22 protein-coding genes and 1 pseudogene are annotated in these 24190 nt (G+C 60.8%); 13 read left to right on the top strand and 10 right to left on the bottom strand.

Translation table 11 applies throughout. From position 1 onward, the window contains the following. Positions 1-69 precede the first annotated feature (69 nt). On the top strand, positions 70-747 hold the full coding sequence (locus B723_RS29195; protein WP_017340190.1) for a response regulator: 678 nt from the start codon (positions 70-72) through the stop codon (positions 745-747). Next, a complete protein-coding gene (locus tag B723_RS29190) occupies positions 744-2090 on the top strand; it encodes an ATP-binding protein (RefSeq protein ID WP_017340189.1) in 1347 nt (448 codons plus the stop codon). Before B723_RS29195 ends, B723_RS29190 begins: the two co-directional genes overlap by 4 nt. A gap of 75 nt (positions 2091-2165) precedes the next feature. Here the strand turns inward: B723_RS29190 and B723_RS29185 are convergent, their stop codons facing one another. Next, a complete protein-coding gene (locus B723_RS29185) occupies positions 2166-3164 on the bottom strand; it encodes an AraC family transcriptional regulator (RefSeq protein WP_017340188.1) in 999 nt (332 codons plus the stop codon). Positions 3165-3501: 337 nt separating this feature from the next. On the opposite strand from B723_RS29185, the gene B723_RS29180 reads away from it, so the two are divergent. Then, the gene (locus B723_RS29180; protein ID WP_017340187.1) at positions 3502-4836 is read left to right on the top strand and encodes a dicarboxylate/amino acid:cation symporter; all 1335 of its coding nucleotides are present in this window, start codon (positions 3502-3504) and stop codon (positions 4834-4836) included. Positions 4837-4981: 145 nt separating this feature from the next. Beyond that, on the top strand, positions 4982-6163 hold the full coding sequence (locus tag B723_RS29175) for a CaiB/BaiF CoA transferase family protein (RefSeq protein WP_017340186.1): 1182 nt from the start codon (positions 4982-4984) through the stop codon (positions 6161-6163). Positions 6164-6274: 111 nt separating this feature from the next. On the opposite strand, the gene B723_RS29170 is transcribed toward B723_RS29175, so the two are convergent. Both B723_RS29170 and B723_RS29165 read right to left on the bottom strand, forming a co-directional pair. After that, entirely contained in the window at positions 6275-6769 is a 495-nt protein-coding gene (locus B723_RS29170; protein ID WP_017340185.1) for a SprT family zinc-dependent metalloprotease, read from the bottom strand. Between the two features lie 148 nt (positions 6770-6917). Further along, positions 6918-7520 carry a Yip1 family protein gene (locus B723_RS29165; protein ID WP_017340184.1) on the bottom strand — a complete coding sequence of 201 codons (603 nt, stop codon included), beginning with the start codon at positions 7518-7520 and terminating at the stop codon, positions 6918-6920. Between the two features lie 422 nt (positions 7521-7942). Between B723_RS29165 and ttcA the strand changes: the two genes are divergently transcribed. Further along, entirely contained in the window at positions 7943-8767 is an 825-nt protein-coding gene (gene ttcA, locus B723_RS29160; RefSeq protein ID WP_017340183.1) for a tRNA 2-thiocytidine(32) synthetase TtcA, read from the top strand. A 67-nt stretch (positions 8768-8834) separates the two neighbouring features. Beyond that, complete coding sequence (locus B723_RS29155; protein WP_017340182.1) at positions 8835-9509, top strand: DNA-3-methyladenine glycosylase I; 675 nt, start codon at positions 8835-8837, stop codon at positions 9507-9509. A gap of 99 nt (positions 9510-9608) precedes the next feature. Here B723_RS29155 and B723_RS29150 read toward each other — a convergent pair whose 3' ends face one another. From B723_RS29150 to arsC, 3 genes are read right to left on the bottom strand one after another with little or no spacing between them, the layout of a single operon-like run. Continuing rightward, entirely contained in the window at positions 9609-10034 is a 426-nt protein-coding gene (locus B723_RS29150) for a DUF2069 domain-containing protein (protein ID WP_017340181.1), read from the bottom strand. Between the two features lies 1 nt (position 10035). Beyond that, positions 10036-10632: an NAD(P)H:quinone oxidoreductase gene (wrbA, locus tag B723_RS29145; protein ID WP_017340180.1), complete on the bottom strand. Its 597-nt coding sequence runs from the start codon at positions 10630-10632 to the stop codon at positions 10036-10038. Continuing rightward, positions 10629-10982 (bottom strand): arsenate reductase (glutaredoxin), encoded by a 354-nt coding sequence (arsC, locus tag B723_RS29140; protein WP_017340179.1) that lies wholly within the window; start codon positions 10980-10982, stop codon positions 10629-10631. The genes wrbA and arsC overlap by 4 nt, the downstream gene beginning before the upstream one ends. 114 nt (positions 10983-11096) lie before the next feature. On the opposite strand from arsC, the gene B723_RS29135 reads away from it, so the two are divergent. Then, positions 11097-11564: a TlpA disulfide reductase family protein gene (locus tag B723_RS29135; protein WP_017340178.1), complete on the top strand. Its 468-nt coding sequence runs from the start codon at positions 11097-11099 to the stop codon at positions 11562-11564. Positions 11565-11731: 167 nt separating this feature from the next. Here the strand turns inward: B723_RS29135 and B723_RS29130 are convergent, their stop codons facing one another. The 4 genes from B723_RS29130 to B723_RS29115 form a co-directional block, all read right to left on the bottom strand. Continuing rightward, entirely contained in the window at positions 11732-12136 is a 405-nt protein-coding gene (locus B723_RS29130; RefSeq protein WP_017340177.1) for an META domain-containing protein, read from the bottom strand. Further along, complete coding sequence (locus B723_RS29125) at positions 12136-12570, bottom strand: hypothetical protein (protein ID WP_017340176.1); 435 nt, start codon at positions 12568-12570, stop codon at positions 12136-12138. Before B723_RS29125 ends, B723_RS29130 begins: the two co-directional genes overlap by 1 nt. A 77-nt stretch (positions 12571-12647) precedes the next feature. Then, positions 12648-13640 (bottom strand): 2-hydroxyacid dehydrogenase, encoded by a 993-nt coding sequence (locus B723_RS29120; protein WP_017340175.1) that lies wholly within the window; start codon positions 13638-13640, stop codon positions 12648-12650. Between the two features lie 65 nt (positions 13641-13705). After that, positions 13706-16459: a response regulator gene (locus B723_RS29115; protein ID WP_031319067.1), complete on the bottom strand. Its 2754-nt coding sequence runs from the start codon at positions 16457-16459 to the stop codon at positions 13706-13708. A gap of 213 nt (positions 16460-16672) precedes the next feature. Between B723_RS29115 and B723_RS29110 the strand changes: the two genes are divergently transcribed. The 6 genes and pseudogenes from B723_RS29110 (at position 16673) to relA (ending at position 24165) form a co-directional block, all read left to right on the top strand. Next, on the top strand, positions 16673-17395 hold the full coding sequence (locus B723_RS29110; RefSeq protein WP_017340173.1) for a response regulator transcription factor: 723 nt from the start codon (positions 16673-16675) through the stop codon (positions 17393-17395). Beyond that, positions 17382-18806: a sensor histidine kinase gene (locus B723_RS29105; protein WP_017340172.1), complete on the top strand. Its 1425-nt coding sequence runs from the start codon at positions 17382-17384 to the stop codon at positions 18804-18806. Before B723_RS29110 ends, B723_RS29105 begins: the two co-directional genes overlap by 14 nt. A 277-nt stretch (positions 18807-19083) precedes the next feature. Further along, positions 19084-19415: pseudogene (locus tag B723_RS29100) on the top strand (DUF1016 N-terminal domain-containing protein); the annotation flags it as partial. A 127-nt stretch (positions 19416-19542) separates the two neighbouring features. Beyond that, on the top strand, positions 19543-20445 hold the full coding sequence (gene cysM / locus B723_RS29095; RefSeq protein ID WP_017340171.1) for a cysteine synthase CysM: 903 nt from the start codon (positions 19543-19545) through the stop codon (positions 20443-20445). Next, the gene (gene rlmD / locus B723_RS29090) at positions 20445-21797 is read left to right on the top strand and encodes a 23S rRNA (uracil(1939)-C(5))-methyltransferase RlmD (protein WP_017340170.1); all 1353 of its coding nucleotides are present in this window, start codon (positions 20445-20447) and stop codon (positions 21795-21797) included. Before cysM ends, rlmD begins: the two co-directional genes overlap by 1 nt. 124 nt (positions 21798-21921) lie before the next feature. Further along, the gene (gene relA, locus B723_RS29085) at positions 21922-24165 is read left to right on the top strand and encodes a GTP diphosphokinase (RefSeq protein WP_017340169.1); all 2244 of its coding nucleotides are present in this window, start codon (positions 21922-21924) and stop codon (positions 24163-24165) included. Positions 24166-24190: the final 25 nt, after the last annotated feature.

Here is a 24190-nt window from a genome sequence, read left to right as displayed (position 1 = left end):
ACATATTCCGCGGCTTAACTGCCTGACGAAACCAGCTGTTGGAGATATCGATTTGCGTAGGAGAGCGTCATGAAACTGCTGGTCGTCGAAGATGAAGCGCTGTTGCGCCATCACCTGCAAACCCGCCTGACGGACAGTGGCCACGTGGTCGAGTCCGTGGCCAACGCCGAAGAGGCGCTGTACCAGACCGAGCAGTTCAACCATGACCTGGCGGTGATCGACCTCGGTTTGCCGGGCATGGGTGGGCTCGATTTGATCCGCCAATTGCGTTCACGGGGCAAGGCCTTCCCGATCCTGATCCTCACCGCGCGCGGCAACTGGCAGGACAAAGTCGAAGGCCTGGCCGCCGGTGCCGACGATTACGTGGTCAAGCCGTTCCAGTTCGAGGAACTGGATGCGCGCCTGAATGCGTTGTTGCGCCGCTCCAGCGGCTTCACCCAGTCGACCATCGTCGCCGGGCCGTTGCTGCTCGATCTCAACCGCAAACAGGCGTCCCTCGACGAACAGCCGCTGGCGCTGACCGCGTATGAGTACCGGATTCTCGAGTACCTGATGCGTCACCACCAGCAAGTGGTGGCCAAGGACCGCTTGATGGAACAGCTCTACCCGGACGACGACGAGCGCGATCCGAACGTGATCGAAGTGCTGGTCGGCCGTCTGCGCCGCAAACTCGAGGGGCCGGCCGGATTCAAGCCGATCGACACCGTGCGAGGCCTCGGCTACCTGTTCAATGAGCGCTGCACTTGATTCGTTCTCTTCGTGTCCGTTTGATGCTTGCCGCCACCCTGTTGGCGGTGTTGTTCATGCTGGCGTTGTTGCCGGCGATGCAGGGCGCGTTCAGTCTCGCGTTGCAGGATTCCATCGAGCAACGCCTGGCGTCGGACGTCACCACGCTGATTTCCGCCGCCCGGGTCGAGGGCAATCACCTGCAGATGCCGGCGCAGTTGCCCGATGAGCGCTTCAACCTCACCGACAACCGTTTGCTCGGCTACATCTATGACCGCGAAGGCCACCTGGTGTGGCGCTCGAAGGGTACTCGGGAAGAGAACATCAATTACAAACCGCGTTATGACGGGCGCGGTAACGAGTTCGCGAGGATCAGAGAAGCCGACGGTCAGGAATTCTTCGTCTATGACGTCGAAGTCAAACTGCTCGGCGGCAAAAGCGCGGCGTTCAGCATCGTTGCGCTGCAACCGGTGCGCGAGTACGAAGTCACCCTCGAGGGGCTGCGGGAAAATCTTTACCTCGGCTTCGGCGCCGCGCTGCTGGTGCTGCTCGCCTTGCTGTGGATCGGCCTGACCTGGGGTTTGCAGGCGCTGCGTCGGCTCAGCCAGGAACTCGACGAAATCGAAAGCGGCACCCGCGAAAGCCTCAGCGAACAGCACCCGCGGGAACTGCTGCGCCTGACCGGCTCCCTCAACCGCTTGCTGCACAGCGAGCGTGAACAACGCAGCCGTTATCGCGATTCCCTCGACGACCTGGCCCACAGCCTGAAAACCCCGTTGACCGTGTTGCAGGGGGTTAGCGAGGACATGGCGCAGCGCCCGGAGGATCGTGATCAGGCCTGGGTGCTGCAAACCCAGATCGAGCGTATGAGCCAACAGATCAGCTATCAGTTGCAGCGCGCCAGCCTGCGCAAAAGCGGTCTGGTGCGTCATCAGGTGCGGCTGCGGCCGGTGCTGCAAAGCCTCTGCGATACGCTGGACAAGGTCTACCGCGACAAGCGCGTGCGGGTGGCTTTCGATCTTCCGGAACACTGCTATGTGCCGATCGAGCAGGGTGCCTTGCTGGAAATGCTGGGCAACTTGCTGGAGAACGCCTATCGCCTGTGCCTCGGCGAAGTGCGCATCAGCGTGCGCGAAACCTTGAGCGGAATCGAGTTGTGCGTCGAGGACGACGGGCCGGGTGTGCCGCCGGATCAGCGTGCGCGGATTCTGCAGCGCGGCGAGCGGCTGGACCGTCAGCATCCGGGGCAGGGGATCGGGTTGGCGGTGGTCAAGGACATCATCGAGAGCTACAACGCCAAGTTGACCCTGGGTGATTCACCCATGGGCGGCGCAGCGTTCCGGATTCATTTTCCGGTGGTTTGACCTGAATTCATTAGTGTTCTTTCGGGCCTCTTCGCGGGCAAGCCCGCGTGAGGCCCGTAAATTCACTACAAAAAATCAGCTCTCCTGGGCGCGATAAGCCCCCGGTGTCAGCCCGGTCCACTTCTTGAACGCCCGATGAAACGCCGAAGGCTCGGAAAACCCCAACTGCTCGGCGATCTGCTGCAACGACAGGTCCGCACGACCCAAGTGATAAATCGCGATGTCCCGGCGCAACTGATCCTTCAACTCCTGAAAACTCGAGCCCTCTTCACGCAAATGCCGACGCAGCGTCTGCGGGCTGATGTGCAGATGGGCGGCCACCGTTTCCAGGTCCGGCCAGCGAGCGCTGTCGCGGCTGAGCAAGCGGCGCAACTGACTGCTCAGGCTGTCTCCGTCGTCGGGGCGCGACAACAGGTCGGCGGGTGAGCGTTCGAGGAAATGCTTGAGGGTGCGCTCGTCCTGCAACAACGGCATATGCAGGTAGCGACTGTGGAATACCAGGCTGCTCTGCGCCGCCGAAAATTCCATCGGGCAGGGGAACAGCAAGTCGTATTCGGCGCCGTGCGCGGGTCGCGGGTAACTGAACGTCGCCTGCTCCAGCCGGATGCGCTGGCCGATCAGCCAGCTGCCGAGGCGATGCCAGACCATCAACTGGCTCTCGGTGAGGAAATGGTCCGGGTCGCAAAACTGCGAATCGTCGAGGCTCAGGCGGATCATTTCGTCTTCGCGGGTCAGGGCCAGACGTGGACCACCGGGGAATAGGCTGTAAAACAGTAAGCCGCGATGCAGTGCCCTATCGAGATTGCGGCAGTGAATCAGCGCATGGCACATCATCGCGAAACTGCCGGTTTTACTCGGGACCGGCCCGAAGCCGAGGTACTCGTCGTCGAGTGCCAGCCACAATCCCTGGATCAAACGGGTGAACTGCTCAGGCGCAATGCGCGCACGCGGTTCTTCCAGCAACTCGGGGCTGATACCGAGTTGTTGCAACAGGTTTGAACAATCATGACCCAGCCGACGCGCGCCACCGAGGGCGGCACGGGCGAAATGACTGGCAATGGTGCGTTCGCGCATAGAAGGCAGGTCCGTCTATTGAACGACGGATGGTAGTCGTCGGGTCCGGCAATGGACAAGGCGGATATCCGCCAAATTGCAGGACGAGGTTGGGCGGATGGGCGGAAATCCGCCACTGTTGTTTAGCGAATCTATAACGCGTTGAACCTGTAACCCCTGATGTCAAAGGCTTGCGGTTGTTTTGGCCAAGGTGGCACGCCACTTGCGATACAACGAGCAGAAGCCTGCCGTTGCGCAGCTCGACAAAACAAATCCCTCCAGTGCAGGAGGGTTCGCAAATGAGGGCTCGTTGACAACAGATGGATGTTGTCTCGGGACACTCTTGAGGAACTTTGCAATGACGACTCGTCAGCCACTGTACAAATCCCTGTATTTCCAGGTGATCGTTGCCATCGCCATCGGCATCCTGCTTGGTCACTTCTACCCGCAGACCGGTGTGGCCCTCAAGCCGCTGGGTGACGGGTTCATCAAACTGATCAAAATGGTCATCGCGCCAATCATCTTCTGTACGGTCGTCAGCGGTATCGCCGGCATGCAGAACATGAAATCGGTCGGCAAGACCGGCGGTTATGCGCTGTTGTACTTCGAAATCGTTTCCACTATCGCCTTGCTGATCGGTCTGGTCGTGGTCAACGTCGTGCAACCGGGCGCCGGCATGCACATCGACGTAACGACTCTGGACACCAGCAAAATCGCTGGCTTCATCTCGGCCGGTAAAGACCAGAGCATCGTCGCCTTTATCCTCAATGTGATCCCGAACACCATCGTCGGCGCTTTCGCCAACGGCGATATCCTGCAAGTTCTGATGTTCTCGGTGATCTTCGGTTTCGCCCTGCATCGCCTGGGTGCATACGGCAAGCCGGTCCTGGACTTTATCGATCGCTTCGCTCACGTGATGTTCAACATCATCAACATGATCATGAAGCTCGCGCCGGTCGGTGCCTTCGGTGCCATGGCCTTCACCATTGGTGCTTACGGTGTGGGCTCGCTGGTACAGCTTGGTCAACTGATGATCTGCTTCTACATCACCTGCGTCCTGTTCGTGCTCGTCGTACTGGGCGGCATCTGCCGCGCACACGGCTTCAGCGTGATCAAATTGATTCGCTACATCCGTGAAGAACTGCTGATCGTGCTGGGTACTTCGTCTTCAGAATCGGCTTTGCCACGCATGCTGATCAAGATGGAACGCCTGGGTGCACAGAAATCCGTTGTGGGTCTGGTGATTCCTACGGGTTATTCGTTCAACCTCGACGGTACTTCGATCTACCTGACCATGGCCGCTGTGTTCATCGCTCAGGCGACCGACACCCATATGGACATCACCCACCAGATCACCCTGTTGCTGGTGCTGTTGCTGTCCTCCAAAGGTGCTGCGGGCGTAACCGGCAGCGGCTTCATCGTGCTGGCCGCCACCCTGTCCGCCGTTGGCCACCTGCCGGTTGCCGGCCTGGCGCTGATCCTTGGTATCGACCGCTTCATGTCCGAAGCCCGTGCACTGACCAACCTGGTTGGTAACGCTGTTGCGACCCTGGTCGTGGCCAAGTGGGTGAACGAGCTGGACGAAGACAAGCTGCAAGTAGAGCTGGCTTCCGGTGGTCGCGGTATCTCCGACACTCGTGAAGAAGACGACCTGGGCGTGGCCGAAGGCCCAACCCCAAGCAACGTCAAGTAACACGCGTTGTCATGAAGAAACCCGCTTCGGCGGGTTTTTTCATGCCTGCGATTTGAGCGTAACGGTCACAGTTGCTGACACATCAGGTGATTGCTGCAATCGCGTTGCCTGCCTAGGCTGGAAGCATCGTTCACGGAGATCGCTCATGCTCGGCCCACTGGCATCACTCAAGGTTCTGGATTTCTCGACACTGCTGCCGGGGCCGTTTGCCTCGCTGTTACTGGCCGACATGGGCGCCGAGGTGTTGCGCATCGAATCGCCGACCCGCATGGACCTGCTGCGTGTGCTGCCGCCCCATGACCAGGGCGTGTCGGCCAGTCACGCCTACCTCAATCGCAACAAACGCAGCCTCGCGCTGGACCTCAAGCAGCCCGAGGCGCTGGAGATCATCAAGCAGTTGTTGAAGGACTACGACATCGTCCTGGAACAGTTCCGCCCCGGCGTCATGGAACGCCTGGGTCTGGGCTATGAAGCGCTGAAGGCGATCAATCCGAAGCTGATCTACGTGTCGATCACCGGTTACGGGCAAACCGGCCCCTACAAGGACCGCGCCGGCCACGACATCAATTACCTGGCGCTGTCGGGGCTGGCGAGCTACACCGGCCGCGTCGAGAACGGTCCGTTACCCTTGGGCATGCAGGTGGCGGATGTCGCCGGTGGCTCGTTGCACGGCGTGATAGGCCTGCTGGCAGCGGTGATCGCCCGGCAGCAGAGCGGGTTGGGGCAACATCTGGATGTGAGCATGACCGACTGCGCGTTCAGCCTGAACGCCATGGCCGGTGCAGGTTATCTGGCCTGCGGCGAGGAGCCGGGCAGGGAAGATCAGATGCTCAATGGCGGCAGCTTTTACGATTATTACCGGTCGCGGGATGGCCGCTGGTTATCGGTGGGCAGTCTGGAGCCGGCCTTCATGAAACAGCTGTGCACGGCGTTGGGGCTTGAGGAGTTGGCGGCCCTGGGCTTGTCGCCTCAACCTGCCCAGCAAAAGAAGCTCAAGGACGCGCTGAAGACCGAATTCGAGAAACACGATTTTGCCGAGTTGTGTGCGCTGTTTTCCGAAATGGACGCGTGCGTCGAGCCGGTGTTGACCTTGGGTGAAGCGGTCCGGCATCCGCAGTTGAGCGCTCGGGACGTCGTGACCGAGGTGCCGCGGGGGGACGGGACAAGCCAGGCGCAGATGGCGTGTCCGTTGAAATTTTCGGACGGGTTGCCCGAGCCTCGGCATATGGGTGCGGCGCTGGGGCAGCATACGGATCAGGTGTTGGGGGAGTTGGGGTTGGGTGCTGAGCGGATTGCCGAGTTGCGGCGTGCCAAGGTGATTCTTTAGTGACTGTAAGGCCGCCATCGCCAGCAGGCTGGCTCCCACAATGCGCATCAATGATTCCCTGTGGGAGCCAGCCTGCTGGCGATGAGGTCGGCCCAAACACCACAAATCCAACTACTCGACCCGCATCTCTCCACTGAACACCAACGTGTTCCGGCATCGGCGGCACAAATACCGCCGCCCCTGTCGCACCAGGCTGTGCCGCTGCGCCGAAAACGGAAAATCACTGCCGGCGCACGGGCACCTGTAGATATAGCGGGTCACGCTGCGACGCTTGACGTCATAGGTGTGGCAACGATTGGGCGGCAATTCATACACGCCGCGCATGATCAGTTGCCATTCCTCACCGTGAGGCTGAATACGATCGCCAAACAGTTGATGAGCAATCAGGTGTGCGACCTCATGGGCCACGGTCTGTTTGAGGAAGTCTTCGGTGTTTTCCCGGTACAACTGCGGATTGAAGCGCAGCAGGTTCTCGTGCAGATGCGCGACGCCGGCTTTCTGCCCGCGCAGCTTGAGGCTCACCACGGGGCGTTTGAAGGTTCGTTTGAAAAAGGATTCGGCTTGTTGGAAACAGTCTTCGACGCGGGTATTGAGTTGCTCGGGCATGCTTGATGGATCTCCAGAGACGTCGAGTATGCCGCAACCTTCGTGGCTTGCGAATCGCTCAGGTGCCGAGTGGTCGTTCCCCCCACGCATTAGAAGGCCGCCTTGCGGCGGCCTGAGTTGGCAGATCTTGTTTTTGGGTGGTGTGTTGCTAATTCGTATAGACCGGCCCCACGCCGAGTCCCCAGACAATCACCGTGAACGCCATAATGGCCACCAGCACCACCAGCCCTACGGCGAGCACCGAACTTGAAAACAGGAATCCCTCGTCTGATGGAATGTTCATGAAAGTGGGTAGCCCCACATACAGCAGGTACACGGTGTAGCAGATGGCTGCCGTTCCGACGATCATCCCCAGCCACATGTGTGGGTAAAGCGCCGCGAGGCCGCCAATGAACAGCGGGGTCGCGGTATAGGTCGCAAACGCAACGCAACGGGCCAGGCTCGGATTGGCGTCATAGGTGCGCGCCATCCAGTGGATGAACGCACCCATCACGGCAACGCCGCCGAGCATCGCCAGGTACGACATGATCGTCATCCATAGCGCGCTTTCTGTCGTCAACATCACCGGCGCTCGATTGCCGATGACCCAGCCGACCTGTGTGGTGCCGATAAACGCCGACACGGCGGGGATCGCCGCCAGAATCAGCGTGTGGGTCAGGTACATGTGGCTGATGCTTTCCTCTTGGTCGCCACGGATTTCTTTCCATTCCTGGTCGGGGTGGGTGAAGAGCCCCACTACGTGATGGATCATGCCAGTCACTCCTCTTGTTTTTACCGTCGCCCCCCAGCGGAGCGCCTACAGGCCAAAGTGGCCAAGTAAGTAAAGGTCTGGATATGTGTGCGACCTTATGTCGCAGTATAGAAAGGAGTTACTTGCAATAGTGCAGAGGCGTTAGAGCAAATCGCGCTGTAAACACAGCTGTTAATTGCCGCTGGGACTTGTACACCCTCCTGTGGCGAGGGAGCTTGCTCCCGCTCGGCTGCGCAGCAGTCGTAAATACTGCCGACGCGGTATACCTGACACAACGAGGGTGGATGGTTTGCAGCCGCTGCGCGACCCGGCGGGAGCAAGCTCCCTCACCACAGAGGGGTATGCTGGGTTCAGGCTATTCGCCGAAAGCGGGTTTTTGCGTAAAATGCCGGCCTTTCGTCACACCTCACGGATTTCGCGTCATGGGCACTCTCACGGTCAACCAGAACAAACTGCAAAAGCGCCTTCGCCGTCAGGCCGGTGAGGCCGTTGCCGATTTCAACATGATTGAAGACGGCGACAAGGTCATGGTCTGCCTGTCCGGTGGCAAGGACAGCTACACCATGCTCGATGTGCTGATGCATTTGCAGAAGGTCGCGCCGATCAGGTTCGAGATCGTCGCCGTGAACATGGACCAGAAGCAGCCGGGTTTCCCTGAAGACGTGCTGCCGGCTTATCTCAAGACCCTGGGCATCGAATACCACATCGTCGAGAAAGACACTTACTCGGTGGTCAAGGAGCTGATCCCGGAAGGCAAGACCACCTGTTCGCTGTGCTCACGCCTGCGTCGTGGCACGCTCTACACCTTTGCCGATGAAATCGGCGCGACCAAAATGGCCCTCGGTCATCATCGCGACGACATCGTCGAGACGTTCTTCCTCAACATGTTCTTCAACGGCTCGCTCAAGGCCATGCCGCCGAAGCTGCGTGCCGACGACGGCCGCAACGTGGTGATCCGCCCGCTGGCCTACTGCAACGAAAAAGACATTCAGGCCTACTCGGACTTCAAGCAGTTCCCGATCATCCCGTGCAACCTCTGCGGTTCTCAGGAAAACCTGCAGCGTCAGGTGGTCAAGGAAATGCTGCAGGACTGGGAGCGCAAGACGCCGGGCCGTACCGAAAGCATATTCCGCAGCCTGCAGAATGTGATCCCGTCGCAACTGGCGGACCGCAACCTGTTCGACTTCACCAGCCTCAAGATCGATGAAACGGCGGCTTCGCGCTTCGTCAACGTTGTTAACCTCTAAACACCATCACTGTGGCAGCCAGCAGGCTGGCTGCCACAGGTTTTGAGTCAATTCCTCAGGAGAGGGCATGCGCGATTACAAGTGGCTGCACGAATACTGTCTGAACCGCTTCGGTTCAGCAGCTGAACTGGAAGCCCATCTGCCCGTTCCCAAGACCGCGGCGCAATTGCGCAAGATCAGCGACGACCGCTACCTCTCGACCATGGCGCTGCGCGTGTTCCGCGCCGGGCTCAAGCACAGCCTGGTGGACGCCAAGTGGCCGGCCTTCGAAGACGTGTTCTTCAAGTTCGACCCGGAAAAAGTCGTGCTGATGAGCGCCGAACACCTTGAACGCCTGATGCAGGACGCGCGAATCATCCGCCACCTCGGCAAACTCAAGAGCGTGCCGCGCAATGCGCAGTTCGTGCTGGACGTGGCGCATGAGCAGGGCAGCTTTGGCGCGTTGATCGCTGATTGGCCGGTGATGGATATCGTCGGGTTGTGGACGTACCTGAAAAAACGCGGGCATCAACTGGGTGGGTTGTCGGCACCGCGGTTCTTGCGGATGGTCGGCAAGGACACGTTTGTGCCGAGCTACGATGTGGTGGCGGCGTTGAACGCGCAGAAGATCGTCGACAAGGTACCGACCAGCCTGCGGGACCTGGCGACGGTGCAGGGGGTGTTCAATCAGTGGCATGAGGAAAGCGGTGGGCGGCCGATGAGCCAGATTTCAATGATGCTGGCTTACACCGTCAATCATTGAGACCGAGTTGTTGCCATCGCCAGCAGGCTGGCGCCCACAGGGGACTTGTGTACGCCACAGATCCAATGTGAGAGCCCGCCTGCTGGCGATTGCTATCTGTCAGGCGGCGGAGGTCTCGCCTTCACCCGCCAACTTGCGGTTCAACTGAAACCGCCACCGCACATACAGCAGCGCCGAACAAAACACCGCCAGGCTCGCGCCCATCTCCAGCAAGCCGAACAGCTGTCGGTTCGGGTCATACGCGGCCAGTGCGCCCTTGATGAAATACAGGTTCACCACAAAGCACATCCACGAATGCCCGCGCGCGCTGCCGATGATCATCCCCGGCGCCAGCAACAGCAGCGGCACCAGTTCGATCAGCAAAATCACCCACGGTCGCGCGCCATGCAGGTCAGCGACCATCAGGTAGTAGACGCAGAGCAATCCCACCAGACCGAAGTAGCACAGCAGACTGATGACGCGCATCGCCCGAACCCGTGGTTCGAGCCATTCAATGGAAGGCAGCACCTTCGGCTTTTTGGCCATGTCAGCCCACCAACTTTTGTGCAGTCTTCGCCAGCCGCAGACCCAAGGCCCGGCACAGCGCCACTTCATGTTCATTCAAACCGAGTTTGCCATCGGCGCCGGCGTGATGACTGGCGCCGTACGGCGTGCCGCCGCCACGGGTTTCCAGCAGCGCGGATTCGCTGTAAGGCAGGCCGGTGATCAGCATGCCGTGGTGCAACAACGGCAGCATCATCGACAACAGCGTGGTTTCCTGGCCGCCATGCAGGCTCGCGGTGGAGGTGAACACACCGGCCGGTTTGCCCACCAGGGCACCGGTCAGCCACAGGTTGCTGGTGCCGTCGAGGAAATACTTGAGCGGTGCAGCCATGTTGCCGAAGCGCGTCGGACTGCCAAGGGCCAGGCCGGCGCAGTTTTTCAGGTCGTCGAGGCTGGCGTACAGTGCGCCTTCGTCCGGAATGTCCGGTGACACCGCTTCGCATTCGGTGGAGATTGCCGGCACGGTGCGCAGGCGCGCTTCCATCCCGGCCTGCTCGACACCACGGGCGATCTGCCGGGCCATTTCATTGGTCGAGCCGCTGCGGCTGTAATACAGAACCAGAATGTACGGCGCGCTCACGGCAGCAACTCCAGCACGTTCTCCGGCGGACGGCCGATGATGGCTTTGTCGCCGACTTCGAGAATCGGCCGCTCCATGAGTTTCGGGTGTGCAGCGATGGCGGCGATCAATTGCGCCTCGCTCAGGCTGGCGTCGGCGAGGTTGAGGGTTTTGTACTCGTCCTCACCCGTGCGCAGCAGTTGCCGGGCGTTGAGGCCGAGCTTTTTCAGCAGGCCCTGCAATTGCGGGGCGTCCAGCGGGGTCTCGAGGTAGCGGACCACGGTCGGGGTCAGGCCACGGGCTTCGAGCAGTTCGAGCGCACCGCGGGATTTCGAGCAGCGCGGGTTGTGATAAAGCGTCAGATCGGTCATGGGCGGGTCGCATCTTGCGTAAGGTGGCGGCTATTCTAACTGTGCAGCGCGTAATCCAGAACCTTGGGAGGCGATGGGTCGCAGGCGCATTCAATTTTGAACAAGGATCACGACATGACAAGGCGACTGGCAGCGGCACTGGCGATCTTCGGAACGCTGATACTGGGGGGCTGCGGCAACGACTATGGCATCGATCAGAACGGCCATAAAGTCGCCGCCGAACGTCTGGACAAACAATGGCTGGTGCTCAATTACTGGGCCGAATGGTGTGGTCCGTGCCGGACCGAGATCCCGGAACTGAACGGGCTGGCCGATCAGTTGAAGGACAGGAAGATCGGTGTGTTCGGGGTCAACTTCGACAATGTGCAGGGCGAAGAGCTGAAAACTGCCAGTGAGAAACTGGGGATCCGGTTCACTGTGTTGGCGTCGGATCCGGCGGAGCTGTTTGAATTGCCGCGCAGCGAGGCGTTGCCGGTGACGTACATCATCGATAACAAGGGCAAGGTGCGCGAACAGCTGATGGGCGAGCAGACGGCGGCGGGGGTGATGGCGAAGCTTGAGGCGTTGCAGGCGACCAACTGATTACGCAGGGCATTTGTGGGCAGGGGGCTTTTGTGGTGAGGGGATTTATCCCCGTTGGGTCGCGAAGCGGCCCCAAAAAAGGGACTGCCGCGCAGTCCAACGGGGATAAATCCCCTCGCCACAAAAGCTCCTGCCACAGTAAATCACCTGGGTTCGGCAGAGGGGATTTACCCCTCTTCAAGCCACCAACGCAACGGCTTGCCTTCAGCCGGCCAGAAGCGCATCTGGTCGATTGGCGAAACATCCCAGCGCTGTACGTTTTCCAGGGCCTGGAGGAAGCGCTTTTCCTGTTCCATGAGCGCTGGCGCGCACAGCTTGCGAGTACTGCCGACCTTGCCGAAGCTCAGCTTGTCGCCGTCGAGCGTGTACGGTGCGAACCAGTGATTGCAGCCGCCATTGCCGTAGGCGCGACCGTCTTCACCGAGGGTGACGGTCAGGTGGCTGTAATCCATCAGCGGACGTTCGCCGATCCATTCCAGAATGTAGCTGCGATTCTGCTGCAATTGCACCGGTTCAGCGGCGCAGCCCAGCAGGCTGGCGCCGACCATCGCGGTCAGGGCAAGGCGTTTCATCACGCAGGCTCCTGGCATTTCGGGCACAGGTGTTTCTCGCCGACCGACTTCCAGCCCAACTCCGCAATCCGCGCAGTAGCGGCGGGTTTTTCGGCCTTGTTGCCCAGCTTGGCATCCACCGCGAACTCGAAGCTGAGCTCTTTGGCACAACTGTCGCAGTTGACTTTCCAGGTGTGGATCGCCAGTTCGCCGAACACCGGGCCACTGGCCACCGCGACCCATTGGCCGGGCGGGTTGATCAGGTGGCGAACCGTTTCGACGGTCAGGCGCATGGACAAGTCCTTGGCACCTTTGAGGGTCACGACCAGCACGTCATTGTTGCGTATCGAGCCGCCGTTGCCGGTGACTTGATAACGCCCCGGCACCAGGGCGCGGCATTCGGTGAGGGTGTGTTGCGGGTTCATCAGGCTATAGCGGAAATCGTGTTCGACCATGGGTCCTCCAAATATGCGCGGCATGCTAGCACGGACATCGACGCCGCACCGCGCAGGGAAGTGACCTTCGATCCGGTTCAGCCAGCCTCGACCTGATTTTGCAGATTGCCCGCCGCCCAGGCTGCAATGTTCTGCAACGTTGTCGCGGCAATGGCGCCCAGGGCTTCATGGGTGAGGAAGGCCTGGTGTGCGGTGACGATCACATTCGGGAAGGTCAGCAGGCGTGCCAGCACATCATCCTGCAACGGCAAATCGGATCGGTCCTCGAAGAACAGCTGCGCTTCCTCCTCATACACGTCCAGCCCCAGATAACCGAGTTGACCATCCTTCAACGCGTCGATCAGCGCTGGCGTGTCCACCAGACCGCCACGCCCGGTGTTGATCAACATGGCACCAGGTTGCATGTGCGCCAGTGATTCGCGGTTGATCAGGTGTTTGCTCTGTGCGTTGAGCGGGCAATGCAGGCTGATGATCTGCGACTCGGCCAGCAGCTGCGGCAAGCTCAGATAACGTGCGCCGAGGGCTTCGACCTGCGGATTGGGGTAAGGGTCGTAAGCCAGTAGCTCACAGCCGAAACCGTTCATGATTTTCGCGAAGGTCGCGCCGATCTGCCCCGTGCCGACTACGCCGACCGTCTTGCCCACCAGGTCAAACCCGGTCAGCCCATGGAGGCTGAAATCCCCTTCGCGAGTTCGGTTGTAGGCGCGATGCAGGCGCCGGTTGAGCGCCAGGATCAACGCCACCGCATGCTCGGCCACGGCATGGGGCGAGTAGGCCGGAACCCGCACGACCGACAACCCCAGACGCTTCGCTACCGCAAGGTCGACATGGTTGTACCCGGCCGAACGCAGGGCTATCAGGCGTGTGCCGCCGGCCGCAAGACGTTCGAGCACCGGCGCACTGAGGTCATCATTGATGAAAGCGCAGACCACCTCGTGATGTTCCGCCAGCGCCGCCGTGTCCAGGCTCAGTCGCGCGGATTGAAAGTGCAGCTCGATGCCGGCGGGGAGGTCGGCGTCGAGAAAACTGTCGCGGTCGTAGGTCTGGCTGCTGAAAAGAATCGTACGCATATTTTTCTCCTTGTCCCGATCCTGTGGGAGCCTGGCGCAGTGGTGTCCGGCCTCCTTGCGCTGCGTCAAGCATTTATACGGGCATGAGCCGCCAGGCGATTGATGGCGCGGTCGAGATCTTCCAGTGCGCCGGGCGCTTTCGGGTCTTGTTGCTTGAGCAGGGTTTCGCTGCGCTGGCAGGCCGCGCGCAGTTGCGGCACGCCGCAATAACGGGTCGCGCCATGCAGGCGATGCACCCGTTCGATCAAGGCATTGTGGTCGTTGATCTCGCGGGCCACGCGGATCGCTTCGCGGTCGGCTTCCAGGGACGCCAGCAACATCGCCAGCATGTCCGCTGCCAGATCCGCCTTGCCGGCAGCCAGGCGCAACCCTTCTTCGTGATCCAGCACCTGCAACTCGTGGCTGCCGCCATGGCTGTCGCTGGAACGATCCGGCCCTTGATTGCGCAGCGCCAGGCCGGTCCACTTCAACACCACCTGCGCCAGTTGCCGTTCGCTGATCGGCTTGGTCAGGTAATCGTCCATGCCGCTTTGCAGCAGCGCGCGTTTTTCGTTGGCCATGGCGTGGGCGGTGAGGGCCACGATCGGCAATGGCGTGCAATGCCGTTCGCTTTCCCACTGGCGAATGGTTTCGGTGCTCTGGCGCCCGTCCATGCCGGGCATCTGCACGTCCATCAACACCAGATCGAACGTCTCGGTCTGCACCGCTTTGACCGCGGCGTAACCGCTTTCCACTGCGAGAACCTTGGCGCCCAGGTCTTCAAGCAGGGTTTGCACCAGCAACAGATTGGCCGGGTTGTCGTCCACACACAGCACCTTCGGCGCACGGCTGGACACCGGTTCGCCGGGGTCGCTGCGTTGCTGGCGCGGATTGACCAGATCGGACAAGGCCCGGCGCAGCTTGCGGGTGCAGGCCGGTTTGGCTTGAAGCTGGCTGTGCGGGTTGGGCACCGAAAGGTGAAACAGCGTCTGTTCGGTGGTCGGGCACAGCACCAGCACCTTGCAGCCGAGGTGTTCGAGGTCCCAGATGTGCTGGTTCAGGCGTTCCGGCGGCATGTCGTTGCTGGTGATGCCGAGCACGGCGAGATCGATCGCCTGATCGGTCTGGTGCGCGCCGGTCACGCCATTGGTCAGGCTTTCCAGGGTGTTGAACGGCGTCACTTCCAGGCCACAGTCTTCCAGTTGATGCTGCAACGCCTGACGCGCCAGTTCGTGGTTCTCCAGCACGGCCACGCGACGCCCGAGCAGCGGCGGACCGGGCAGGTCTTCGGCATCGTCACGGGTTTTCGGCAGGCTCAGGCTGATCCAGAATTCGGAGCCTTCGCCCGGTGTGCTGTCGACGCCGATCTCGCCGCCCATCTGTTCGATCAAACGCTTGGAAATCACCAATCCCAAACCGGTGCCGCCGGGTTGCCGGGACAGCGAGTTGTCGGCCTGGCTGAAAGCCTGGAACAGCGCCCGCACGTCCTCGTTCGACAGGCCGATGCCGGTGTCCTGAATGCTGATGCGCAGCTGCACGCTGTCTTCGTGTTCTTCTTCGAGCATGGCGCGGGCGACGATCGTGCCTTCGCGGGTGAACTTGATTGCGTTGCTCACCAGGTTGGTGAGGATCTGCTTGAGTCGCAACGGATCGCCGACCAGCGACAGCGGCGTGTCGCGATACACCAGGCTCACCAGCTCCAGCTGTTTGGCGTGGGCGGCCGGGGCGAGGATGGTCAGGGTGTCCTGGAGCAAATCGCGCAGGTTGAACGGAATATGGTCGAGCACCAGCTTGCCGGCCTCGATTTTCGAGAAGTCGAGGATCTCGTTGATGATCCCCAGCAGGCTGTCGGCGGATTTCTCGATGGTGCCCAGGTAATCGAGCTGGCGCGGGGTCAGCTCGCTTTTTTGCAGCAGGTGGGTGAAACCGAGAATGCCGTTGAGCGGCGTGCGGATTTCATGGCTCATGTTGGCCAGGAACTCGGATTTGATCCGGCTCGCTTCCAGGGCCTCTTTACGCGCCAGGTCCAGCTCGATGTTCTGGATTTCGATGGTTTCCAGATTCTGGCGCACGTCTTCGGTGGCCTGGTCGATGCTGTGCTGCAATTCTTCTTGGGCGTTTTGCAGGGTGCCGGCCATGCGGTTGATGCCGGACGCGAGCTCATCCAGCTCCTGACTGCCGAGCGGCGGCAGGCGGGTTTCCAGATGGCCGTCCTTGAGTTGCGCCACCGCTTGCTTGATCTGGCTCAGCGGCCGGTTGATGGTCCGGCCCATGCGCAGCGCCAGCAGCGCCGTACCGGCGAGGCCCGCGCCGATCAATAAAAGGCTGGCGAACAGGCTGCGATAACCGCGCAGCAGCATGCCGTTATGGGACAGTTCGAGTTCGACCCAGCCCAGCAGGCGGTCGGCTTCCTCGGGAATCAGGTCGCCGGCCAGATTGCGATGCTTGCCGAACACTGGCAGCAGGTAACGCGTCGCATCATTGCCACTGCGGCGCAGCATCTGCGAGCCATTGCCCAATGGCGCCTGATTGAGCATGGTCGGACCGGCATGGGCAAGCAGCGTGCGGTCCGGGGCGAGGAACGTCACCGCGCGCACGTCTGCGGTTTCCAGGGATTGCGTGGCGATGCGTTCCAGCAGTTCGGTGTCCTTGTGACCCATGGCCGGGGCCACGAGAGGCGCGAGCTGTTCGGCGATCATTTCGCCACGCTGCATGAGTTGGGTCTGCAGGTCGGACTGCTGCATCCAGGTGAAATAACCGCCCAGCACCAGGGCCATCAGGCTGGTCGGAAGCAAGGTAAGCAACAGCACGCGGCCTTTAATTCCCAGTTTCTTGAGCACGCCTTTCTCCTGCATCCAGCCATTTAGGACCTGCGCGTACATCCGGCACGCGCCACTTGCGCAGTGTAGCGATTTGCTTGCGGGCAATCTTCGTAAAATTGATGACGTCATTCGTCGGGCCGTTCAATGCTTTGGCGTCGTGGGAAAACCTTGGGTTGCCCCCGGCGAGGCAATCTTGAATAATCGCCAACTGAGAATTATTTGCAGATACTCATGACTCCCATTTCTGTCGTCCATCCCCGCATTCTTTCCATCGAAGACGATCTGGTGCTCGGTGCCTATGTTCACGAGCAGCTGGGCCGCAGCGGTTTTCAGGTGACCTGGTGCCAGAACGGGCAGGAGGGGCTGGCGATGGCTCGTAAACAAGCCTTCGATGTGGTGTTGATGGACATTCTGCTCCCGGGCATGAACGGACTGAACGTGCTGACCCAATTGCGCCAGAGCCATTCCACCCCGGTGGTGCTGATGTCGGCGCTGGGGGCCGAGGCGGATCGCATCAGCGGTTTCCGTCTCGGCGCCGATGACTACTTGCCCAAGCCCTTCAGCATGGCCGAATTGCGCGTGCGTATCGAAGCGATCCTGCGCCGCGTCGCACTGGATCGTCGCCCCGCGCCCGCGCCTGTTGCCCTGGCGGCAGACAGCCTGCGTTTCGACGATGAATGTTCCGAGGTGTTCTATGGTGAACACGCCGCCGGCCTGACCCGCAGCGAGTACCGCTTGCTGGACACGCTCAACCGCAACGGCGATGAAGTGTTGAGCAAGGCCTTCCTTTATCAACACGTGCTGCAACGGGGCTATGCGGCCCACGACCGCAGCCTCGACATGCACGTCAGCCAGATCCGCAGAAAGCTCAAGGCCATCGGCTACACCGAGCGGGAAGTGCGCACGGTCTGGGGCAAGGGGTATGTCTTGAGTGCCGCCGATGAAATGGTCTGACCTGCCGGGCCGGCATTCGCTGTTCTGGAAACTCGCCTGTCTGCTGGTGGCGTTCTGTCTGCTGATGATCTGGTTGAGCTGGTCCTGGGGCCGCTACATGGAAGAGCGCAACCAGTTTTTGTCGGACGAAGCCCGACGCACACTGGCGCGTTATGCCGCCGAAGCCGAGCAGGCGTGGCAACAGGGGCAGAGTGCCGGTGTCGATGCCTGGCTACAGGAAATGCGCCAGCGTGAAGCGGGTTGGGCGGGCGTTATCGGTGGTGATTTACAGTCATTGAGCAGCCAGCCGCTGACGGGCCCGGAAATCCAGCACCTGACCTTCCTGCGCGGTCTCGATTGGCCTATTCACAAAAAACGCTTGCCTTGGTTGCGCGTACCGTTTCCCGGCGACTCGTCGGCCGGCAGCCTGGTGATCGAATTGCCCCAGCGTTTCATGCCTGGGCGTTACCGAGTGTTCTGGCGCGTGATCACCAACGGCGTGATTCCCGGGCTGTTCACCTTGTTGCTGTGTGTCGGGTTGTATCGATTGCTGGTGGTTCCCCTCAATCAACTGCGCGAGCAGGCCAATGCCTGGCGTGCCGATCAACTGGGCGTGCGTCTGTCACATCGCACCACCAATCGTTCAGATGAACTGGGTGAGCTGGGCCGCGCGTTCGATCACATGTCCGAACGCCTGCAAAGTACGGTGGCCCTGCAACAACAGTTGCTGCGTGACCTGTCCCATGAGTTGCGCACGCCGTTGAGCCGTTTGCGGGTGGCCAGCGAGGGTGAGCAAAGCCTGACACAACTGCGCGAACGCATTGGCCGCGAAGTCGATGGCATGCAGCGTCTGGTCGAGGACACGCTGCAACTGGCCTGGCTCGACACCGAGCGCTCACCGCTACCCGACGAAGCGATCCAGATTCAGGCGCTGTGGGAAATGCTCACGGAAAACGCCTGCTATGAAAGTTGTTGCCCGTTGGGCCAGTTGCAATGTGCGGTGGATTCCTCCTGCTGGGTGCGCGGCAATCTCAATACCCTGGCGCAAGCCTTGGAAAACATCCTGCGCAATGCCATTCGTCATTCTCCCAAAGGCGGCGTTGTGCGTTTGGATGGGCGGCGCGAGGGGGATCACTGGCACCTGTGGCTCGAGGACGAGGGGGGCGGGGTGGCGGAAGAGGATCTGGAGCGGATTTTCTCGCCCTTCACCCGGCTCGATGGGTCGCGGCCCGGGAATGGTGGGTTCGGGTTGGGGCTGAGCATTGCGCGCAATGCGGTGCAGCGGCAGGGCGGGCGGCTTTGGGCGGAGAACAGCGGGGCCGGGTTGCGACTGAACATGCGGCTCCTGGCCGATGAGGGTGTTATCAGTGATGGCGCCATCGCGGGCAAGCCCGCTCCCGCAGTGGATGTGGGTCGGCCACACATTGTGTGAGTAGCGCTATTCCTGTGGGAGTTAGCCTGCTTGCGAAGAACCCGCCAGCCACCGCCGATATTTTAAAAGTCTCACCACTGGTGCAATGCTGTTCACTTAAGCGCGCTCTTGGATCGTGCATACCTTTGTGGCGAGCGAGCTTGCTCGCGCTGGGCTGCGTAGCGGCCCCAAAAATCTGACAACTATTGCCGAGTTTTGTGAGTGCTATGCACTCAAGCGGGAGCAAGCTCCCTCGCCACAAGTTTCCTTTGATTCAAGACACTCTTAAGTGAACAACATTGCACCACTGGTGAGGCAATTGCCTTGGACTCATAACATGATTGTCCTAAGCCAGAGTGAACACCCGGAAGAACGCGAGTTCTACCTGCGCATGGCAGTACAGGAGAAATGGTCGAAGCGCGAGCTTGAGCGACAGTTCAAGGCTGCCCTGATTGAGCGAAGCGTCACCCAACCGGCAAAAGTCTCCGCCGTACTGAAACAAACCCACCCCTTGGCACTTGAGATATTCCGCGACACTACATGCCCGGTACCCATGTCGAAACCGATCTGCATCAGGGCTTGCCGGCACGCCTCAAGGAATTTCTGATCGAGCTTGGCCGCGAAAGTTGCGCAGGCAGGCCAGTACTGAGCCAGCCGCTTATTCCCATAAGCCATAAGCACCGCACTTTGCGTGATATGGCCTTCCAACGTTTGCCGGTATGATAGGCGCCCCCGCAGTCTGGATTGCGAATACGCCATGACCTTGCAGTACCCAACCATCGCCGATTGCGTCGGCAACACTCCGCTGGTCCGTTTGCAGCGCTTGCCCGGTGCCACCAGCAATACCCTTTTGCTCAAGCTCGAAGGGAACAACCCGGCGGGTTCGGTCAAGGACCGTCCGGCGCTGTCGATGATCACCCGTGCCGAGTTGCGCGGGCAGATCCACGTCGGCGATACGCTGATCGAAGCGACCTCGGGCAACACCGGGATCGCCCTGGCCATGGCCGCCGCGATCAAGGGTTACAAGATGATCCTGATCATGCCGGACAACTCCAGCGCCGAGCGCAAGGCCGCGATGACGGCCTATGGCGCCGAGCTGATTCTGGTGACCCAGGAAGAAGGCATGGAAGGCGCTCGCGACCTCGCTCAGCGAATGGAAGCCGAAGGCCGTGGCAAGGTGCTGGACCAGTTCGCCAACGGGGACAACCCGGAAGCGCACTACACCACCACCGGCCCGGAAATCTGGCGCCAGACCGAGGGCACCATCACTCACTTTGTCAGTTCGATGGGCACCACCGGCACCATCATGGGCGTGTCGCGCTACTTGAAAGAGCAGAGTGACAGCGTGCAGATCGTCGGTCTGCAACCGATGGAAGGCTCGGCGATTCCGGGCATCCGTCGCTGGCCGCAGGAATACCTGCCGAAGATCTACCAGGCCGATCGCGTGGACCGCATCGTCGACATGGCGCAAAGCGAAGCCGAGGACGTGACCCGTCGCCTGGCCCGCGAAGAAGGCATCTTCTGCGGCGTGTCCTCGGGCGGTGCCGTGGCAGCCATGCTGCGCCTGTCCAAAGAAGTTGAAAACGCGGTGATCGTCGCGATCATCTGCGACCGTGGCGACCGTTACTTGTCGACCGGCATTTTCGACGCGCCCAACTGATGGCCAAGCATGAGAGAGGCCTGCGCTTCCAGCCCACCGGCGGCAGCAAGGCCCCGCAAATTCCGACCGGCAAAAAGCAGCGCCTGACCATCGAGCGCCTGGCAAATGACGGTCGCGGCATCGCGTTTTTCGAAGGTCGTACCTGGTTCGTTCTCGGCGCATTGGCCGGTGAAGAAGTCGAGGCGCGCGTGTTGGGGGCCCACGGCAAAGTGGTCGAGGCACGCACCGAGCGCGTTTTCCAGGCCAGCGAAATGCGTCGCCCGGCGCCGTGTCCGCATGCCGGTCGCTGTGGTGGCTGCAGTGTTCAGCATCTGCCTCATACCGAACAACTCGCCCTGAAACAGCGCATGCTTGCCGAGCAATTGTCCAAGGTCGCTGGTGTCGAACCTGAAGAGTGGGCAGCGCCGTTGAGCGGTCCGGAGTTCGCTTACCGCCGTCGCGCCCGTGTAGCGGTGCACTGGGACATGAAAGCGAAAAAGCTCGAAGTCGGTTTCCGCGCGGCGGGCAGCCAGGACATCGTTGCAATCAACGAATGCCCGGTGCTGGTACAGCCCTTGCAACCGATCATGACCCGCTTGCCCGAGATGTTGCGGCGCTTGAGCAAACCTCAGGCGCTGGGGCATGTGGAATTGTTCAGTGGTTCGTCCTTGGCGGTGTTGCTGCGACACATGGCGCCGTTGTCCGACGCCGATATGACGATCCTCAAGGATTTCTGCGCGTTTCATGAAGCTCAATTGTGGTTGCATGGCGAAGGCGAACCGCAACCGGTCGAGGCCTATCAGTCGTTGGGCTATCGCCTTGAACAGTGGGATTTGAACCTGGCGTACCGGCCGGGAGATTTCATTCAGGTCAACGCGGCGGTCAATGAAGCCATGGTCGCCCAGGCGCTGGACTGGCTGAAGCCGACAGCGGATGAACGTGTTCTCGATCTATTCTGTGGGTTGGGCAACTTTGCCTTGCCGCTGGCCAAAGCCGTTCGCGAAGTGGTGGCGGTCGAAGGTGTGCAGGCTATGGTCGAGCGGGCAGCCGCAAACGCCGCTAGCAACAATCTGCATAATGCGACGTTTTTTCAGGCCGATTTATCCCAGCCTGTGACCGATGCCGAATGGGCGCGGGAAGGCTTTTGTGCGGTACTCTTGGACCCACCGCGTGACGGTGCTTTCGAGGTGGTGCGCAAGCTCAAGGCCCTGGGCGCCGAACGATTGGTGTATGTGTCGTGCAACCCTGCAACTCTGGCGCGCGACACGGTCGAATTGATCAAGCAGGGCTACCGGTTAAAACGTGCCGGGATTCTCGATATGTTTCCTCAGACGGCACATGTCGAGGCCATGGCGTTATTTGAAGCGAGCTAGGACGGCTCGTCTGGTCCGACTGACCCGCCCGTGCAGCACTCGTCCTGGCCCCGCGAGTGCATCCCCGGCAACGAAGGTCAGCGATTTGACGCATTGAACTGCGTCGTAGGGAAGGTAAAGCAAGATGGTACAGGTGAGAGCACACCAGCCGATCAACACGGACGGCAGCATCAACCTCGAGGCTTGGCTCGATCATGCGGTCAGTGTCGATCTGGCACTGGATCGCGAAGCCTTGAAGGACGCGTGCGAGTTCGCTCGCACCGCCGAACAACAAGCCAATGCGGCGAAGAATCTATGGTCCGAAGGGACCTCGAGTTTCCGCACGGGCCTTGAGATCGCCGAAATTCTCGCCGACCTCAAACTCGATCAGGATTCGTTGGTCGCCGCGGTCCTGTACCGCGGCGTGCGCGAAGGCCAGATCGAACTGCCGGCCGTGAGCCAGCGCTTCGGTCCGGTGGTCGCCAAACTCATCGACGGCGTGTTGCGCATGGCGGCGATCAGCGCCAGCCTGAGCCCGCGTCAATCGTTGGTGCTGGGCACGCAAGGCCAGGTCGAAAACCTGCGCAAGATGCTCGTGGCCATGGTCGACGACGTGCGCGTCGCGCTGATCAAACTGGCCGAGCGCACCTGCGCGATCCGCGCGGTGAAAACCGCAGACGACGAGAAGCGCAACCGCGTCGCCCGTGAAGTCTTCGACATCTACGCGCCGCTCGCCCACCGTCTCGGTATCGGTCACATCAAGTGGGAACTGGAGGACTTGTCCTTCCGTTACCTCGAGCCCGATCAGTACAAACAGATCGCCAAGTTGTTGCACGAACGGCGTCTGGATCGCGAGCGCTTCATCGCCGATGTGATGAACCAGCTGAAAGTCGAATTGCAGGCCACTGGCGTCGAGGCCGACATCAGCGGCCGGGCCAAACACATCTATTCGATCTGGCGCAAAATGCAGCGCAAGGGTCTGGAGTTCAGCCAGATCTACGACGTGCGCGCCGTGCGCGTGCTGGTGCCGGAAATGCGCGACTGCTACACCGCGCTCGGCATCGTCCACACCTTGTGGCGGCACATCCCGAAGGAATTCGACGACTACATCGCCAACCCGAAAGAGAACGGCTACCGCTCGCTGCACACTGCGGTGATCGGGCCTGAGGGCAAGGTGCTGGAAGTGCAGATCCGCACCCACGCCATGCACGAAGAAGCCGAGCTGGGCGTTTGCGCGCACTGGCGCTACAAAGGCACCGACGTCAAATCCGGTTCCAACCACTACGAAGAGAAAATCTCCTGGCTGCGTCAGGTTCTCGAGTGGCATGAAGAGCTGGGCGACATTGGTGGTTTGGCGGAACAACTGCGGGTCGATATCGAACCGGACCGGGTGTACATCTTCACGCCGGACGGTCACGCCATCGACTTGCCGAAAGGCGCGACGCCGCTGGACTTCGCCTACCGCGTGCATACCGAAATCGGTCACAACTGCCGTGGCGCGAAGATCAACGGGCGCATCGTACCGCTCAACTACAGCCTGCAAACCGGTGAGCAAGTAGAGATCATCACCAGCAAGCACGGCACCCCGAGCCGCGACTGGCTGAACCCGAACCTGGGCTACATCACCACGTCCCGGGCGCGGGCGAAGATCGTTCACTGGTTCAAATTGCAGGCCCGCGACCAGAACGTCGCGGCCGGCAAGACCTTGCTCGAGCGCGAACTCAGTCGCCTTGGCTTGCCTGCGGTGGATTTCGACAAGCTGGCCGACAAGGCCAACATGAAAACCGCCGAAGACATGTATGCCGCGTTGGGCGCAGGCGATTTGCGCCTGGCGCAACTGGTGAACCTGGCGCAGCAACTGGTCGAGCCGGAACGCGGCAACGAACAGCTGGAGCTGATTCCGCGCAAGGCCACCGGCTACAAGCCGGGCAAGCGCGGCGATATACAGATCCAGGGTGTCGGCAACCTCATGACCCAAATGGCGGGCTGCTGCCAGCCGTTGCCGGGCGATGCGATCGTCGGTTACATCACCCAGGGCCGTGGCGTGAGCATTCACCGTCAGGACTGCGCCTCGGTGCTGCAACTGGCCGGACGCGAGCCAGAGCGGATCATCCAGGTCAGCTGGGGCCCGGTGCCGGTGCTCACCTATCCGGTGGACATCATCATTCGCGCCTACGACCGTTCCGGTTTGCTGCGTGACGTCTCGCAAGTGCTGCTCAACGAACGGATCAACGTGCTGGCGGTCAACACCCGCTCGAACAAAGAGGACAACACGGCGTTGATGTCCCTGACCATCGAGATTCCGGGGCTGGATGCATTGGGACGGTTGCTGGGGCGAATATCCCAGTTGCCGAACATCATCGAAACCCGGCGTAACCGTACCCCTTGAAGATGCCCCCGTGTGGGAGCTGGCC

Origin of the sequence: Pseudomonas fluorescens NCIMB 11764 (assembly GCF_000293885.2) — a bacterium.
In the GTDB taxonomy this organism is placed as follows: domain Bacteria; phylum Pseudomonadota; class Gammaproteobacteria; order Pseudomonadales; family Pseudomonadaceae; genus Aquipseudomonas; species Aquipseudomonas fluorescens_B.
This window is presented reverse-complemented; position numbering and strand designations above follow the sequence as displayed.